Origin of the sequence: Nocardioides dokdonensis FR1436, assembly GCF_001653335.1 — a bacterium.
GTDB lineage: Bacteria > Actinomycetota > Actinomycetes > Propionibacteriales > Nocardioidaceae > Nocardioides > Nocardioides dokdonensis.
This window is the reverse complement of the sequence record NZ_CP015079.1, coordinates 2056133-2071253: the sequence shown is the minus strand read 5'-3', so window position 1 is coordinate 2071253 and position 15121 is coordinate 2056133. Positions and strand designations below refer to the sequence as shown.

The following is a 15121-nucleotide window of genomic DNA, read 5'->3' as shown; positions in this document are numbered from 1 at the left end:
CCGCAGGGAGGTCCTGTGCGCGGCGAGCGCCACGCACGGTGGGACCTTCGCCCCTCGGGGACGTCAGCACCGAACGGAGCAACATGAAGGCAGTGACCTGGCAGGGCCCCCGCAAGATCAGCGTCGAGGAGGTCCCCGACCCCACGATCGAGGACCCCACCGATGCGGTCATCGAGATCACCACCACCGGCCTGTGCGGGTCCGACCTGCACCTCTACGACCCGCTGTCGCCGTTCATGACCCCCGGTGACGTCATCGGCCACGAGCCGATGGGCATCGTGCGCGAGGTCGGCCCCGAGGTGCGCGACCTGCGGGTCGGCGACCGCGTGGTGGTGCCGTTCAACATCAGCTGCGGCAGCTGCTGGACCTGCGCCCGCGGTCTGCACAGCCAGTGCGAGACCACCCAGAACCACCAGCACGGCACCGGTGCCAGCCTGTTCGGCTTCAGCGCGCTCTACGGTGCCGTGCCGGGCGGCCAGGCCGAGCTGATGCGCGTCCCGTTCGCCGACTTCCTGCCGATGAAGGTGCCCGAGGGCCCCTCGGACGACCGGTTCGTCTTCCTCTCCGACGTGCTGCCGACGGCCTGGCAGGGCGTGGAGTACGCCGACTGCCCGGCCGACGGCACGCTCCTGGTGATGGGCGCGGGCCCGATCGGCGAGATGGCCACCCGCATCGCCCTGCACCGCGGCCTCCGGGTCGTCGTGGTCGACCGGGTGCCCGAGCGGCTCGCCCGGGTGCGCGCCCGCGGCGCCGAGACGATCGACCTCGACGCCGTCGACGACGTGGGCGAGGAGGTGCGCAGCCGCACCGGCGGCCGCGGCGCCGACGCGGTGATCGACGCGGTGGGCATGGAGGCGCACGGCAACCCGGTGGCCGAGAAGGCGATCCGCGCCGTGGGGCTGCTGCCCGACGCGGTGGCGCAGCCCTTGATGAAGAAGGCCGGCTTCGACCGGCTCGCGGCCCTGCACGCGTCCCTGGACGCCGTGCGCCGCGGCGGCACGGTCTCGTTGCTCGGCGTGTACGGCGGAGCGATGGACCCGATGCCGCTGATGCAGATGTTCGACAAGCAGCTGCAGCTGCGGATGGGCCAGGCCAACGTCCGGCACTGGACCGACGCGATCATGCCGCTGCTGCTCGACGACACCGACCCGCTGGGCACCGAGGACTTCGTGACCCACCGGCTCCCGCTCGCCGAGGCGCCGGAGGCCTACCGGACCTTCCGGGACAAGCAGGACGGGATGATCAAGGCCGTCTTCACGCCCTGAGCGACCCGCCGCCGGTGCCTCGGGGCTCCCCCGAGGCACCGGGTTCGGCCCGTCAGGGGGTCGAGGACGAGGCCTGGCGCCGGGCGGCGTCCGCCGCGTCGGAGGCGACCTCGCCGGCCTTCTCCTTGGCCTTCTCGGTGGCGTCCTGGACCCGCGGGTCCCGGGCGACGCGGGAGGCCTGCGACTTGATCTGCTCGTAGCGCTCGCGCCCGGCGCGGGCGCCGAGGACGTAGCCGGCTCCGGCAGCGAGGAGCATCGGGATCTTCTTCATGGGTCGTTCCTCTCGTCGGTGTCCCGACCCGCATACCCGGTGCAGCGATCCTCAATCCACCTTCACGGGGTGGAGACGGCGAGGTCCCAGGCGATGCCGTCGAGGATGTCGCTCTCGCTGACCACCAGCCGGGTGGCCCGGGTGCGGGCCAGGACCCGGGAGACGATCAGGGCGCCCGCGGCGATGACGTCGGCGCGGCCCGGGTGCATCCACGGCTCGGCCCGGCGCTGCTCCACGCTGAGCCCGACGAGGCGGTCGCACTCGCGGTGCACCGCGGCGACGTCGAGGACGCTCTGGTCGATCGCGACCCGGTCGTACGCCGCCAGGCCCAGCACCCCCGCCGCCAGCGTGGTGATGGTGCCGGCGACCCCGACGACGCTCAGGGCGTCGGCGACCGCGACGGGGCACTCGTCGAGCGCCGCGTCCACGTCGGCCACGCAGGCCGCGACCTCCTCGGGCGTCGGCGGGTCCGAGTGCAGGTGCCGCTCGGTGAGCCGCACCGAGCCGATGTCCATGGAGTGCGCCTGGTCCGGCCGGTCCTGGTCGGCGCCGTCGTGACCCAGCACCAGCTCGGTCGAGCCGCCGCCGACATCGATGACCAGCACCGGGGCCCGCGGCGTCTCCCGCAGCACCCGCACCGACCCGGCCCACGCCAGGCGGGCCTCCTCGCCGCCGGTGAGCACCTCGGGGCGCACCCCGAGCCGGGCCTCGACCCCGTCGGCGAAGTCCTCGGCGTTGTCGGCGTCGCGGGTCGCGGAGGTCGCGCAGAACCTGGTGTGCGCCGGGTCGACGCCGTGCTCGCGCACCAGGGCGGCGTACTCCTCGACGGCGCCGAAGGTGCGCTCCAGCGCGGCCTCGAAGAGGCGCCCGGTCCGGTCGACGCCCTCCCCCAGGCGCACCATCCGGGCCTCGCGGACCACGTCGGTGGTGCTCCCGGTCGCGACGTCGACGTCGCCGATGAGCAGCTTGATCGTGTTGGTGCCGCAGTCGATGGCGGCTACACGCACGGGCCGGGCTCCCACCAGGGACCGAGGGCGTCGAGCACCTCGTCGCCGAGCGGGTTCACGCCGCGGCCCTGGGCCAGCGACTGCCCGGCCAGCACGTGCAGGCACTTGACCCGGTGCGGCATCCCACCCGCGGAGACGCCCTCGATCTCGGGGACGTCGAGCCCCGCGGCGCGACCGATCTCGGCACGCGCCTCGAGGTAGCGCTCGTGGGCGGCGGCGTACGCCGTCGCGAGCTCCTCGTCCTCGCCCAGGCGCGCCTCCATCTCCTTCATCAGCCCCGAGCCCTCGAGGGTGCCGATCCGCGAGGCCGCGCGCGGGCAGGTCAGGTAGTACGTCGTCGGGAACGGGGTGCCGCTGGGCAGCCGCGGCTGCGTGGTCACGACGTCGGGGTTTCCGCAGGGGCAGCGGTGCCCGACCTCGGCGATGCCGCTGGCGGGTCGGCCCAGCTGCTCGTCGACGGCCGCCTGGTCCGCCGGGTCGATCCCCGGCTGCGGACCGCTCATTCCTGCTCCTCGGAGCCGTCGATCTCGGTCAGCGGCGGGGTGCCGGTGTTGCGCGGCGGGTTGCCGGCCAGCAGCACCGAGCCCCAGGCGGCCTCCCAGAAGGCCGGCTCGACCTCGGGGCCCACCTCCTCGGGGTCGGGCAGCTCCGCGGCCGGCTCCAGCGGGTCGCCGTTCTCGTCGAGCACGACGTACGACGTCTCGCCGGGCATCACGTAGCCGAGCTCGCGTGCCTCCTGCGTGACGTAGGCGGGGTCCTCCCACCGACGCATCTCACGCTCGAGGTCGGAGATGCTCGACTCCTTCTCGGCGATGTCGGCGCGCAGCGCCTCGAGCTCGCCGCGCTGCTGCAGGTAGGCGCGCGCCGAGCTGGCGTAGGAGACCGCGAGCAGCACCAGCACGAGCACCAGCACCGCGGCGCGCCCGGTCAGTCGGGGCGGGCGGCGGCGCCGGGACGAGGCACGCGGGGTCGCTCCGGCCGCGGGGCGCGCGGTCGAGCGCGGGGCGCCGCCCCGGCCCGGGCCGGTGCGCCCGCGCGGGCCGCTGCCCCGCGACGGGGTGCGTCGGTTCTCGGGCATGTGTCCCAGGGTCGCTCAGGAGGTGTAGCGCGGGAACGCCGACACACCGGCGTAGCGCGCTGCATCTGCCAGCTCGTCCTCGATGCGCAGCAGCTGGTTGTACTTGGCCACCCGCTCCGAGCGTGCCGGGGCACCGGTCTTGATCTGCCCGCAGTTCGTGGCGACGGCGAGGTCGGCGATGGTGACGTCCTCGGTCTCGCCGGAGCGGTGGCTCATCATGCAGCGGTAGCCGTTGCGGTGCGCGAGGTCGACGGAGTCGAGGGTCTCGGTCAGCGAGCCGATCTGGTTGACCTTCACCAGCAGCGCGTTGGCCTGGCCGCCGCTGATGCCGCGCTGCAGGCGCTCCACGTTGGTGACGAACAGGTCGTCGCCGACGATCTGGATCTTGTGGCCGAGCTGGTCGGTCAGGGTCTTCCAGCCCTCCCAGTCGTCCTCGTCGAGCGGGTCCTCGATGGAGACGATCGGGTAGGCGTCGCAGAGCTCGGCGTAGTAGGCGCTCATCTCGGTGGCGGTCTTCGACTGCCCCTCGAAGGAGTAGACGCCGTCGGTGCAGAACTCGGTGGCGGCCACGTCGAGGGCCAGCACGATGTCGGTGCCCAGCTGCTGGCCGGAGCGCTCGACGGCCTCGGCGATCAGGTCGAGGGCGGCACGGTTGGAGTCGAGGTTCGGCGCGAAGCCGCCCTCGTCGCCCAGGCCGGTGGCCAGGCCGCGCTCCTGGAGCACCGTCTTCAGCGCGTGGTAGACCTCCGCGCCGGAGCGCAGCGCCTCGCGGAAGGTCGGCGCGCCCACGGGGGCGATCATGAACTCCTGGATGTCGACGTTGGAGTCGGCGTGCGACCCGCCGTTGAGGATGTTCATCATCGGCACCGGCAGCACGTGGGCGTTGGGGCCACCGACGTAGCGGTAGAGCGGCAGGCCGGCGGAGTCGGCGGCCGCGCGGGCCACGGCCAGCGAGACGCCGAGGATGGCGTTGGCGCCGACCTCGGCCTTGTTGGGCGTCCCGTCGGCGGCGAGCATCGCCTGGTCGACGAGGCGCTGGTCGTCGGCGTCGAGGCCCTCGACCGCAGGACCGAGCACGCGGATCACGTTGTCGACGGCCTGCTGGACGCCCTTGCCGGCGTACCGGTCGCCGCCGTCGCGCAGCTCCACGGCCTCGAAGGCGCCGGTGGAGGCGCCGCTGGGCACCGCGGCCCGGGCGAAGGTGCCGTCGTCGAGGACGACCTCGACCTCGACGGTGGGGTTGCCGCGGGAGTCGAGGATCTCGCGGGCGCCGACTGCTTCGATGGATGCCACGGTGGTCTGCTCCTGGGACGGGGTCGGGGTGCTGGGACGTCCAGACGAGCCTAGACCGTCGCGGGCCGTGGGCTTCGCACGGTCCGCGGACGCGGACCCGTCGGGTGGCTACGGTGGGGCGATGCAGGACTACCTCGACCACGACGCCGTCGCCCTCGCCGCCCTGGTGCGCGAGGGCACCACCACTCCCGCCGAGCTGCTCGCCGCGGCCCGGGCCCGCGCCGCGGAGGTGAACCCGCGGCTCAACGCCGTCGTGCGCGACCTCGAGCCGCCGACCCCCAGCGGCCCCGCGCCCGAGGGCGGGCGTCCCTTCGAGGGCGTGCCGTTCCTGCTCAAGGATCTCCACCAGCACCTGGCGGGCGTCCCGACCAGCGCGGGCAGCCGGTCGCTCGCGGAGCTGCCGGCCACCGAGACCGCGGCGGTCGTGGAGCGCTGGATCGAGTCGGGGCTGCAGGTGTTCGGCAAGACCAACACCCCCGAGTTCGGCACCAAGGGCGTCACCGAGCCGGAGCTGTTCGGCGCCGCGCGGAACCCCTGGAACACCGACCACACCCCCGGCGGCTCGTCGGGCGGCTCCGCCGCCGCGGTCGCGGCGGGCATCGTGCCGTGCGCCGCGGCCAGCGACGGCGGCGGCTCGATCCGGATCCCCGCCTCGGCGTGCGGGCTCTTCGGCCTCAAGGCCGGGCGCGGGCTGCTGCCCTACGGCCCCGTCTACAGCGAGCTCTTCGGCGGCACCGCCACCGACGGCGTCATCTCCCGCAGCGTCCGCGACTCCGCCGCGATGCTCGACGTGCTCGCCGGGCCGACCGACGAGTCGCCGTACCTGCCGGCGCCCGGGCCGGTCGACGGGTACGCCGCCGAGGTAGGCCGCGACCCCGGCCGGCTGCGCGTGGTGATGAGCTGGCGCAGCGCGATCAACCCCGACCCGCACCCCGAGGCCCGGGCCGCGGTCGCGCGGGCCGCCGACCTGCTGGCCGGGCTGGGCCACGAGGTCGTCGAGCTCGACACCCCGCCCGTCGACGACGAGGCGCTGGCCAAGAGCTTCCTGACGACGTGGTTCGCCCACACGGCCGTCTCGGTGGCCCAGGCCCGCGCGGACACCGGGTGCGGCGAGGACCAATTCGAGCCCGACACCCGGGTGATGGCGGCGCTGGGCCGGGCCACCGGCGCGGTGGGGTTCATCGAGGCCGTCGAGGACCGGCACCGGCACGTGCGCCGCCTCGCCGAGCTGCACGCGTCGTACGACCTCCTGCTGACGCCGACGACCGCCACGCCGCCACCGCGGGTCGGCGCCTTCGACCAGCCGGCCGCCCTGCAGAAGGTCCAGAAGGCGCTGCTCTCCGCCCGCGGCGGCGGCCTGCTGCGCTTCACGCCGCTGGTGGACCAGATGGTCAAGGAGAACCTCGGCTGGGTGCCCTACACCCAGCTGGCCAACCTCACCGGCCGGCCGGCCATGAGCGTGCCGCTGCACTGGACGCCCGACGGGCTGCCGATGGGGGTGCAGCTCGTGGGTCGCCTCGGCAGCGAGGGGCTGCTGCTGCGCCTGGCCGCGCAGCTCGAGGACGCCGCGCCCTGGTGGGACCGCCGCCCGCCCCTCTGATCCCCTCCCCCCGGGGCGCCGAGTCGGCCCAGATGTCCCGCCCAGTCGGCCTGGATGTCACCCCGAGCCGGCCCGAATGTCCCCTCGAGTCGGCCCGGACCTACTGCCCGGACGCGGGGGTCGGTCCGGGCCGGGTCGGCGCGACATCCGGGCCGGATCGGCGCGACATCCGGGCCGGGTCGGCGCGACATCCGGGCCGGGTCGGCGCGACATCCGGGCCGGGTCAGGTGCGGCGGCGGACGGCGTCGCGGAGCGCCTGCTCGGGGTCGAGGCCATCGGCGTGGGCCTCGGCGACCAGCGCCAGCAGGCGCTCGCCGAGGTCGGCCGAGGCCGGGTCGAGGTGCACCTCGTGGCCGGCGCGGGCGAGGCGGTCGAGCACCTTGTCGGCGTACAGCAGCGCGGGCAGACCGGCGGGGACGCCCTCGTCGACGCGCGTGCGGCCGGCCTTCTCGGCGGCCTTGATCTCCTGCCACCGCTCGTTGACCGCGGCGGCGTCGCGGCCCTGGTCGGCCTCGTCGCCGAAGACGTGCGGGTTGCGGCGCACCATCTTCTCGGTGAGGCCGCGGGCCACGTCGTCGATGTCGAAGGAGTCGCTCTCGGCGGCGACGGCGGCGTGGAAGTAGACCTGCAGGAGCAGGTCGCCGAGCTCCTCGCGCAGGTGCTCCACGGCCCCGGGCTCACCCCTCTCGAGCCGGTCGACCGCCTCGATCGTCTCGTGGGTCTCCTCGAGCAGGTAGCGCACCAGCGAGCGGTGGGTCTGCTCGGCCTTCCACGGGCACTCGGCGCGCAGGCGGGCCATCACCGCCCGCAGCTCGAGCAGCGGTTCGGTGGTCACGGCGTCGCCCGGAGGCTCAGCTGCAGCGCTGGGAGGCGGGCAGCCGGTCCTCGATGCGCACCGCGGCCGGGTCGAGGGACTGCAGCTCGACGGCCTCGTCGCTGACCGCCACCGAGAGGTCCGAGCTCTGCTTCGAGGTCGCGGTGAAGTCGACCGGGGTGAAGAGCGGGTTGGTGGTGAGGTCGTGCTCGGCCTGCCAGTCGGCGAGCACCTGCTGGTACGCCGCCGCCGCGGTGGCCTCGTCGGTGTCGGCCGGCAGGGTCGGGTCGGCGACCGCCGCGAGCACCGAGCGCAGGTAGCTGCTGGAGGCGAAGACCGGCAGCACCTCCTCGAGCTCGGCGGAGTCGGACTGGCCCAGGCCGAGGCGGGCCTGCTGGGCGGAGCGGCCGTAGAGGACCGCGCCGTCGATGTCGTTGTCGGCGGCGATGCTGTCGGCGATCTCGCGCGAGACCAGCTGGGCCAGCACGGTGTCGCGCACCGTGGCACCGGTGTAGCCCTGACCGAGCAGCTCGGGGTTGCTGCGCAGCACCGCGCAGGTCGTCGAGGACAGCTCGTCGACCTCGTCGACGCGGATCTCCGTGCCGTCGACGTCGGCGGCCACGCCGGGAGCCGCCTGGATCTCCGAGACGCCGCAACCGGACAGGGCACCGATGCCCAGCAGGGCCGCGGCGGCGAGACCGGCGAGGGGACGGGACAGACGCACGGGTGCTCCTAGAGGTAGATCAGGGTGAGGGCTGGCTCACAGCTGGGGCCCATTGAACCAGTCTGTCAGGACGGGTCGATCACCTGGTCGATGACCTGGCGGGCCCACTCGAGCAGCGCGATGCCGTCGATCGGTCGCCCACCGATGACCGCGGTCTGCGGGCGCGGCACCAGGATCGTGTCGGTCTGGGGCTTGATCAGCGACTTCGGGTACATCCGCTGCAGGCGCACCTGGCGCGACTCGGGCAGGCTGACCGGCGCGAAGCGGACGTTCTTGCCCGCGATGGTCACCTCCGCGATGCCGGCCTGACGGGCCCGGGCGCGGAAGCGCGCGACGAGCAGCAGCGAGACGACCTCGATCGGCGGCTCGCCGTAGCGGTCGAGCAGCTCCTCGTTGATCGCGTCGACGTCCTCGTCGGTGCGCACCTCGGCGAGCCGCTTGTAGATCTCCAGGCGCAGCCGCTCGGTGCCGATGTAGTCGTGCGGCAGGTGGGCGTCGACAGGCAGCTCGATGCGCACCTCGTTGAGCTCGGGCTCACCGCCGTCGCCCTTGAACTCGGCGACCGCCTCGCCGACCAGGCGCACGTAGAGGTCGAACCCGACGTCGGCGATGTGACCGGACTGCTCACCGCCCAGCAGGTTGCCGGCGCCGCGGATCTCGAGGTCCTTCATCGCGATGGCCATGCCGCCACCGAGGTCGGAGTGCTGGGCCAGGGTGGCCAGCCGCTCGTGCGCGGTCTCGGTGAGCGGCTTCTCGGTCGGGTAGAGGAAGTAGGCGTAGGCCCGCTCGCGCGAGCGGCCCACCCGCCCGCGCAGCTGGTGCAGCTGGGAGAGGCCCAAGGTGTCGGAGCGCTCGATGATCATCGTGTTGGCGTTGGAGACGTCGAGGCCGGACTCCACGATCGTGGTGCACACCAGCACGTCGAAGCTCTTCTCCCAGAAGTCGAGCATCACCCGCTCGAGCTGCTGCTCGCCCATCTGGCCGTGCGCGGTGGCGACCCTCGCCTCGGGCACCAGCTCACGGATCCGCGCCGCGGCCTTCTCGATCGACTGGACCCGGTTGTGGATGTAGAAGACCTGGCCCTCGCGCAGCAGCTCGCGGCGTACGGCGGCGGTCACCTGGCGGTCCTCGTAGGCGCCGACGTAGGTCAGCACCGGGTGCCGCTCCTCGGGCGGGGTGGTGATCGTGGACATCTCCCGGATGCCGGTGATCGCCATCTCGAGGGTGCGCGGGATCGGCGTCGCGCTCATCGACAGCACGTCGACGGAGGTGCGCAGCCGCTTCATCTGCTCCTTGTGCTCGACGCCGAAGCGCTGCTCCTCGTCGACGACGATCAGCCCGAGGTCCTTCATCCGGGTGTCGGGGTTGAGCAGCCGGTGGGTGCCCACCACGATGTCGACGCTGCCGTCGGCCAGCCCGGCCAGGACCTCCTTGGCCTCCTTGTCGGTCTGGAAGCGCGACAGGCCCCTGAGCACGACCGGGAAGCCGGCCATCCGCTCGCTGAAGGTGGAGAGGTGCTGGGTGACCAGCAGCGTCGTGGGCACCAGCACCGCGACCTGCTTGCCGTCCTGGACGGCCTTGAACGCCGCGCGCACCGCGATCTCGGTCTTGCCGTAGCCGACGTCGCCGCAGACCAGCCGGTCCATCGGGATCACCCGGCGCATGTCGGCCTTGACCTCGTCGACGGTGGTCAGCTGGTCCTGGGTCTCCTGGAACGGGAACGCGTCCTCGAGCTCGCGCTGCCAGGGCGTGTCCGGGCCGAAGGCGTGGCCCTGGGTGGCCTGCCGCGCGGCGTACAGCTTGATCAGCTCGGCGGCGATCTCGCGCACCGCCTTGCGGGCCCGGCCCTTGCGCTTGGCCCAGTCGCCGCCGCCGAGGCGGTCGAGGCTGGGGTGCTCGCCGCCGACGTAGCGGGTGACCTGGTCGAGCGCATCGGCCGGCACGTAGAGCCGGTCGGCGGGCCCGCCGCGCTTGGAGGCGCCGTACTCGAGGACGAGGTACTCGCGGGTGGCGCCGCCGACCTCGCGCTGCTTCATCTCCACGAAGCGGCCCACGCCGTGCTGCTCGTGCACCACGAAGTCGCCGGACTTCAGCTCGAGGGGGTCGATCTGCTTCTTGCGCCGGGTGGGCATCTTGCGCATGTCGCGCGTGGAGGACTTCTGCCCCGACAGGTCCTCGCCGGTCAGCAGCACCAGGCGGTTGGTCTCGTCCACGAAGCCGTGGGAGAGCCCACCGCAGGTCACGGTGACGACGTCGGGACCCATCCGGGCGTCGTCGCCGCCGGTGTGCGGCTCGACGAGCCGGGCCGGCACGTCGTGCTCGGCCAGCGCCTCGACCATCCGCTGCGCGGGGCCGTGGCCCTCGTGCAGCACCAGCACCCGGTAGCCCTCCGAGCGCCAGGTGTCGAGATCGGCGATGGCGCGCTCGACGTCGCCGCGGTAGGCGTCGACCGGCTTGGCCGACAGGGCCCGGCTCGGCACCGCGCCCACGGTCACGTCGACGTCGATGCCGGTGATGGCGCCGGCCTCGTCGCGCAGCACCGGTGAGTCCGCGCCCTCGACGTCGATCCCGAAGGGGCTCACCGTCCACCAGGGCTTGTGCTGGCCCAGGGTGTGCTCGCGCACGTCGGCCAGGCTGCGGTACGACGCCGCCCCGAGGTCGATCGGCGCGCTGCCGCCGCTCGCGGCCGCGGCCCAGCTGGCGCCCAGGAACTCCTCGCTCGTGGCGACCAGGTCGTGGGCGCGGCGGCGCGCCCGCTCGGGGTCGAGCACCAGGACGTGGGTGTCGGGGGGCATCAGGTCGACGAGGAGCTCCATGTCGTCGACCAGGACCGGGGCGAGGGACTCCATGCCCTCGACGGCGATGCCCTGGGCCATCTTGTCGGTGAGCTCGAGCAGCTGCGGGTGGGCCTGGCCCAGGGCGGCGGCGCGGCGGCGTACCTCGTCGGTGAGCAGCAGCTCGCGGCACGGCGGCGCCCAGAGCCTCTCGACGGGCTCGAGGGTGCGCTGGTCGGCGACGGAGAACGAGCGGATCTCCTCGACCTCGTCGCCCCACAGCTCCACGCGCAGCGGGTGCTCCTCGGTGGGCGGGAACACGTCGAGGATGCCGCCGCGGACCGCGAACTCGCCGCGGCGCTCGACGAGGTCGACGCGCGAGTACGCCGCATCGGCCAGGCGCTGGACCAGGTCGTCGAGGGGCGCGGTGGCCCCGGGGACCAGCTCGACCGGCTCGAGGTCGCCGAGCCCCTTGACCTGCGGCTGGAGGATCGAGCGGACCGGGGCGACGACAACTTGGAGCGGGCCGTTGCTGGGGTCGGTGCCGGGGTGCTGCAGGCGGCGCAGCACGGCCAGGCGGCGCCCGACGGTGTCGGAGCGCGGGCTGAGCCGCTCGTGCGGGAGGGTCTCCCACGACGGGTAGGAGGCCACGGTGTGCGGGTCGAGCAGGTCGCCCAGGGCGGTGACGAGGTCGTCGGCCTCCCGCGACGTGGCGGTCACGGCGAGCACCGTGCGTCCGGCGCGCACCAGCCCGGCGATCACGAACGGGCGCAGCGCCTCGGGACCGGTCAGGTCGAGCGCGCGGACCCGGCCCTCCCCCGCGTCGGAGAGCACGTCGAGCAGGGTCGGGTCGGCGAGCACCGCGTCGGCGATCCCGGCGGGGCCGGGGGCGAGGTGGACATCGGTGGTCGTGGTCGACACGGGGCGAGGGCTCCTGGGTGGTGGTGGGGCTGACCCCCAGCACGGGGAACGCCCCCGCTCAGGACCGAGACGGGGGTGGGTGGGGCAGCGCGGACGAGTCTACGACCGGCCCCGACGCGCACCGAAAGCGCTGCGCGGGCTCAGCCCAGGGCGCGGAAGGAGAGTGCGTGCCAGCGCGGGCCCACCGGGGTGACCTCGACGCGGCGCGGGTCGAAGGGCGGCCGCTCGTCGGCCTCCTCGTCGGGCTGGCCCGCGGCCCGACCGTCGGGCGGGGGCTCGGGGTCGGGCTCGCCGATGGCACGCACGATCCGGATCTCCAGCCGCGACTCCGAGAGCCCCTCAGCGAGGTGCTCGCCCCACTCGACCACGGTGACGGCGTCCTCCAGGGAGGTGTCGAGGTCGAGGTCGTCGAGCTCCTCGAGCCCGTCGAGGCGGTAGGCGTCGACGTGCACCAGCTCCGGGCCGTCCACGATCGTGGGGTGCACCCGGGCGATCACGAAGGTGGGCGAGGTGATGTTGCCGCGCACCCCCAGCCCCGCACCCAGGCCCTGGGTGAAGGTGGTCTTGCCGGCCCCGAGGTCGCCGGTGAGCACGACGAGGTCGCCGTGGGTGAGCTGGCCGGCCAACGAGCGGCCGATGCTGCGCATCGCGTCGGCGGTCGGGGCCTGGAAGACCGCGGTGCGCAACGGCCGGCGCATCTCCACCAGCGGGGAGTAGCGCCGGATCTCGCGGAAGCCCTGGCGGTCCCAGAACCGCACGGTCGCCGGCAGCTCCTCACGCGCCTGCACGATCAGGTCGTCGGTGCCGCGCCCGGAGTCGGCGACCGCGTCGACCGCGGCGTCGATGAGCCGCCCCGCGATGCCCATCCCCTGGTGCCCGGGGACCACGCCGAAGCGACGGATGTAGGTCGAGGACCCGATCGGGTCGAGGATCAGCGCGCCGACCGGCTCGTCGCCGAGGCAGGCCAGCAGTCCCCCGCCGTCGGCCAGCTTGCCGCGGATCGTGTGCACCGTCTCCTTCAGCGCACCGGGCGGCGGGTCGAGCGGCGGGCGCGCCGAGAACGCGGCCTGGACCACCTGCTGCACCTGCTCGGCCGCCTCCGGGCCCACGCGTCGTACGACGACGGTCATGGGCGTGCCGCCCGCTCGGCCGCGGCCGCGAGGAGCTGGTCGAGCTCGGCGTTGACCTGGTCGTGGCTCTCCATCACCACCATGTGCCCGGCGCCCGCGACCTCCAGCAGGCTGGAGCCCTGGATGCGGGCGTGCAGCTTGCGGCTGTGGCCGATGGAGGTCATCCGGTCGGCGGTGCCGCAGATGATCGAGACCGGCACCCGGCTGAGCACGTCGACCACGTGGAACTTGTCGAGCTCGCTGAAGCTGGGGAAGAACTCGGCGACCACCTCGAAGGGGGTCTCGGCGAGCATCCGGTCGACGAAGCGGACGTAGGACTCCGGCACCTCGCCGCCGAAGGCGAACAGGTCGGTGCCGATCATCGCCATCGAGGCGCCCCAGCGCCGGGCCAGGTCGATGACGCGGTGCCCGCGGGCGATCGGCACCATCGCCTTGCCCAGGGCGCGGCCCAGGCGCGGCCCGGCCAGCTTGGCGGGCACCACCGGCAGCAGGAGCCGCCCGACGTCGAGGCCGCCGGCGGTGGTGGAGACCAGCCCGACGCCCACCACCCGGGACCCGAAGAGCTCGGGGTGCTGCTCGGCGAGGGCCACGATCGTCATCCCGCCCATCGAGTGGCCCACCAGCACGACAGGGCCCTCGGGCACCTGCTCCTCGAGCACCCGGGCCAGGTCCGAGCCGAGCTGGTCGATGGTGGCGTTCTCCATCGACGAGCGCCCCGAGCGGCCGTGCGAGCGCTGGTCGTAGAACACCGAGCGCACCAGCCCGCGGTAGGCGGCGCGCTGGAAGTGCCAGCAGCCCATGCTCAGCGCGTAGCCGTGCACGAAGATGATCGTCAGGTCCGACCGCTGGTCGGCGGCGGCCTCGGGATCGAGCTCGTCGACCTCGACGTGCAGCGGCACCCCGTCGTCGGCGATCACGGTGCGGCCCGGGGCGCGCAGCGAGCCGAGCGGGGTCGCGTCGAGGGCGTCGCGGCTCGCGATGTCGCGGCGGCGGCGGACCAGCTCGGCGGCGGTGCCGGCCGCGGCGACCCCCGCGACGGCCCCGGCGACGCCGAGGACGCGTCGAGCCCTGCTCACGAGTCCCGCTCGCTGTCGGTCCAGCGCCGCACGAAGCGGCCGCCGATCCGGCTGACGATCTCGTAGGAGATCGTGTCGCAGGCCTCGGCCCAGTCCTGCGCGGTCGGGTCGGGGGCGCTGCCGAAGAGCACCACCCGGTCCCCCGCCCCCACCGCCGGCTCCTCGCCCTCGCCGGCCACCTCGACGACCAGCTGGTCCATGCAGATCCGGCCGCGCACCGGTCGGCGTACGCCGGCGACCCCGATGTGGGCGGTGTTGCCGGCGTGGCGCGGCACGCCGTCGGCGTACCCGGTCGGGACCAGGCCGACGGTGACCGGCGCGTCGGCGACCCAGGTGTGGCCGTAGGAGACCCCGTCGCCGGGGGCCAACCGCTTGGTCATCGCCAGCGTCGCCTCCACGCTCATCGCGGGGCGCAGGCCCAGGTCGCGGGTGTGGCCGGGGGCGGGGTCGAGGCCGTAGGTCGCGATGCCGACCCGGACGAGGTCGAAGTGCATCGAGGGGCGCAGCAGGGTGGCGGCGGAGTTGGCGATGTGACGCACCTCGGGGCGCAGCCCGGCCTCCTCCGCGGTGGCCAGCGCGTCGCGGAAGACCTGTTCCTGGGCGTCGTTGGCGGGGTGCGCGGGGTCGTCGGCCGAGGCGGGGTGCGACCAGATGCCGGTGACTCGCCAGTGGCCCGCCTCCTCCCCGGCGCGGGCGGCGGCGACCAGGGCCGGCCAGTCGGCGGGCAGCGAGCCGCCGCGGCGCAGGCCGGTGTCGATCTTGAGCTGCAGCCGGGCGGGGCGACCGGCGCGGGCGACCGCGTCGACGAGCTGGTCGAGGTCGGCGAGCGAGTACGCCGTCACGTCGACGTCGGCGGCCACCACAGGCGCCCAGTCCTCACCGGGCACGGTGAGCCAGGCCAGCAGGCGGCCGGTGTCGCCGGCGGCGCGCAGCGCCAGCGCCTCGTCGAAGGTGGCCACGCCGAGCCAGGGGGCTCCGGCCTCGCGGGCCGCCGCGGCCACCTGGGCCATCCCGTGGCCGTAGCCGTCGGCCTTGACCACGACCATCAGGGCCACGTCGGGCCCGATCTCGCCGGCCAGCAGGCGCACGTTGTGCCGGATCGCCGCCAGGTCGACGACGATCTCGGCACGCCGGGCGACGTGTGGGGGCAGGAGGCTCATCACCGCCA

At 74.1% G+C, this 15121-nt stretch carries 13 protein-coding genes; 2 read left to right on the top strand and 11 right to left on the bottom strand.

The features are described from left to right. Positions 1–83: 83 nt before the first annotated feature. Positions 84–1265, top strand: coding sequence for a zinc-dependent alcohol dehydrogenase (locus I601_RS09765; protein ID WP_068108832.1), 1182 nt, complete (start codon positions 84–86; stop codon positions 1263–1265). A gap of 52 nt (positions 1266–1317) precedes the next feature. Here I601_RS09765 and I601_RS09760 read toward each other — a convergent pair whose 3' ends face one another. From I601_RS09760 to eno, 5 genes are all read right to left on the bottom strand, one after another. Continuing rightward, entirely contained in the window at positions 1318–1536 is a 219-nt protein-coding gene (locus I601_RS09760; protein ID WP_068108828.1) for a hypothetical protein, read from the bottom strand. 62 nt (positions 1537–1598) lie between these two features. Continuing rightward, positions 1599–2543, bottom strand: coding sequence for a Ppx/GppA phosphatase family protein (locus I601_RS09755; RefSeq protein WP_218917782.1), 945 nt, complete (start codon positions 2541–2543; stop codon positions 1599–1601). Continuing rightward, positions 2534–3046, bottom strand: coding sequence for a DUF501 domain-containing protein (locus I601_RS09750; RefSeq protein WP_068108825.1), 513 nt, complete (start codon positions 3044–3046; stop codon positions 2534–2536). Before I601_RS09750 ends, I601_RS09755 begins: the two co-directional genes overlap by 10 nt. After that, positions 3043–3621 (bottom strand): FtsB family cell division protein, encoded by a 579-nt coding sequence (locus I601_RS09745; RefSeq protein ID WP_068108822.1) that lies wholly within the window; start codon positions 3619–3621, stop codon positions 3043–3045. Before I601_RS09745 ends, I601_RS09750 begins: the two co-directional genes overlap by 4 nt. Positions 3622–3636: 15 nt before the next feature. Beyond that, positions 3637–4914 (bottom strand): phosphopyruvate hydratase, encoded by a 1278-nt coding sequence (gene eno / locus I601_RS09740; protein ID WP_068108820.1) that lies wholly within the window; start codon positions 4912–4914, stop codon positions 3637–3639. Positions 4915–5035: 121 nt separating this feature from the next. On the opposite strand from eno, the gene I601_RS09735 reads away from it, so the two are divergent. Then, positions 5036–6514 carry an amidase gene (locus I601_RS09735; RefSeq protein ID WP_068114675.1) on the top strand — a complete coding sequence of 493 codons (1479 nt, stop codon included), beginning with the start codon at positions 5036–5038 and terminating at the stop codon, positions 6512–6514. A 223-nt stretch (positions 6515–6737) separates the two neighbouring features. Here I601_RS09735 and I601_RS09730 read toward each other — a convergent pair whose 3' ends face one another. The 6 genes from I601_RS09730 to alr form a co-directional block, all read right to left on the bottom strand. Continuing rightward, entirely contained in the window at positions 6738–7349 is a 612-nt protein-coding gene (locus tag I601_RS09730; RefSeq protein WP_068108817.1) for a nucleoside triphosphate pyrophosphohydrolase, read from the bottom strand. A gap of 16 nt (positions 7350–7365) precedes the next feature. Next, the gene (locus I601_RS09725; RefSeq protein ID WP_068108815.1) at positions 7366–8052 is read right to left on the bottom strand and encodes a hypothetical protein; all 687 of its coding nucleotides are present in this window, start codon (positions 8050–8052) and stop codon (positions 7366–7368) included. A 65-nt stretch (positions 8053–8117) separates the two neighbouring features. Continuing rightward, the gene (mfd, locus tag I601_RS09720) at positions 8118–11747 is read right to left on the bottom strand and encodes a transcription-repair coupling factor (RefSeq protein WP_068108812.1); all 3630 of its coding nucleotides are present in this window, start codon (positions 11745–11747) and stop codon (positions 8118–8120) included. A 140-nt stretch (positions 11748–11887) separates the two neighbouring features. Next, positions 11888–12877 carry a tRNA (adenosine(37)-N6)-threonylcarbamoyltransferase complex ATPase subunit type 1 TsaE gene (tsaE, locus tag I601_RS20790; protein ID WP_084527408.1) on the bottom strand — a complete coding sequence of 330 codons (990 nt, stop codon included), beginning with the start codon at positions 12875–12877 and terminating at the stop codon, positions 11888–11890. Next, positions 12874–13953: an alpha/beta fold hydrolase gene (locus I601_RS09710; RefSeq protein WP_068108808.1), complete on the bottom strand. Its 1080-nt coding sequence runs from the start codon at positions 13951–13953 to the stop codon at positions 12874–12876. The genes tsaE and I601_RS09710 overlap by 4 nt, the downstream gene beginning before the upstream one ends. Further along, positions 13950–15113 carry an alanine racemase gene (alr, locus tag I601_RS09705; RefSeq protein WP_068108805.1) on the bottom strand — a complete coding sequence of 388 codons (1164 nt, stop codon included), beginning with the start codon at positions 15111–15113 and terminating at the stop codon, positions 13950–13952. The genes I601_RS09710 and alr overlap by 4 nt, the downstream gene beginning before the upstream one ends. Positions 15114–15121: the final 8 nt, after the last annotated feature.

Coding starts and splice junctions, on each gene's coding strand:
- tsaE (WP_084527408.1), bottom strand. CDS start 12,877: ATGACCGTCGTCGTACGACGCGTGGGCCCGGAGGCGGCCGAGCAGGTG.
- alr (WP_068108805.1), bottom strand. CDS start 15,113: ATGAGCCTCCTGCCCCCACACGTCGCCCGGCGTGCCGAGATCGTCGTC.
- I601_RS09745 (WP_068108822.1), bottom strand. CDS start 3,621: ATGCCCGAGAACCGACGCACCCCGTCGCGGGGCAGCGGCCCGCGCGGG.
- I601_RS09750 (WP_068108825.1), bottom strand. CDS start 3,046: ATGAGCGGTCCGCAGCCGGGGATCGACCCGGCGGACCAGGCGGCCGTC.
- I601_RS09760 (WP_068108828.1), bottom strand. CDS start 1,536: ATGAAGAAGATCCCGATGCTCCTCGCTGCCGGAGCCGGCTACGTCCTC.
- I601_RS09765 (WP_068108832.1), top strand. CDS start 84: ATGAAGGCAGTGACCTGGCAGGGCCCCCGCAAGATCAGCGTCGAGGAG.
- I601_RS09735 (WP_068114675.1), top strand. CDS start 5,036: ATGCAGGACTACCTCGACCACGACGCCGTCGCCCTCGCCGCCCTGGTG.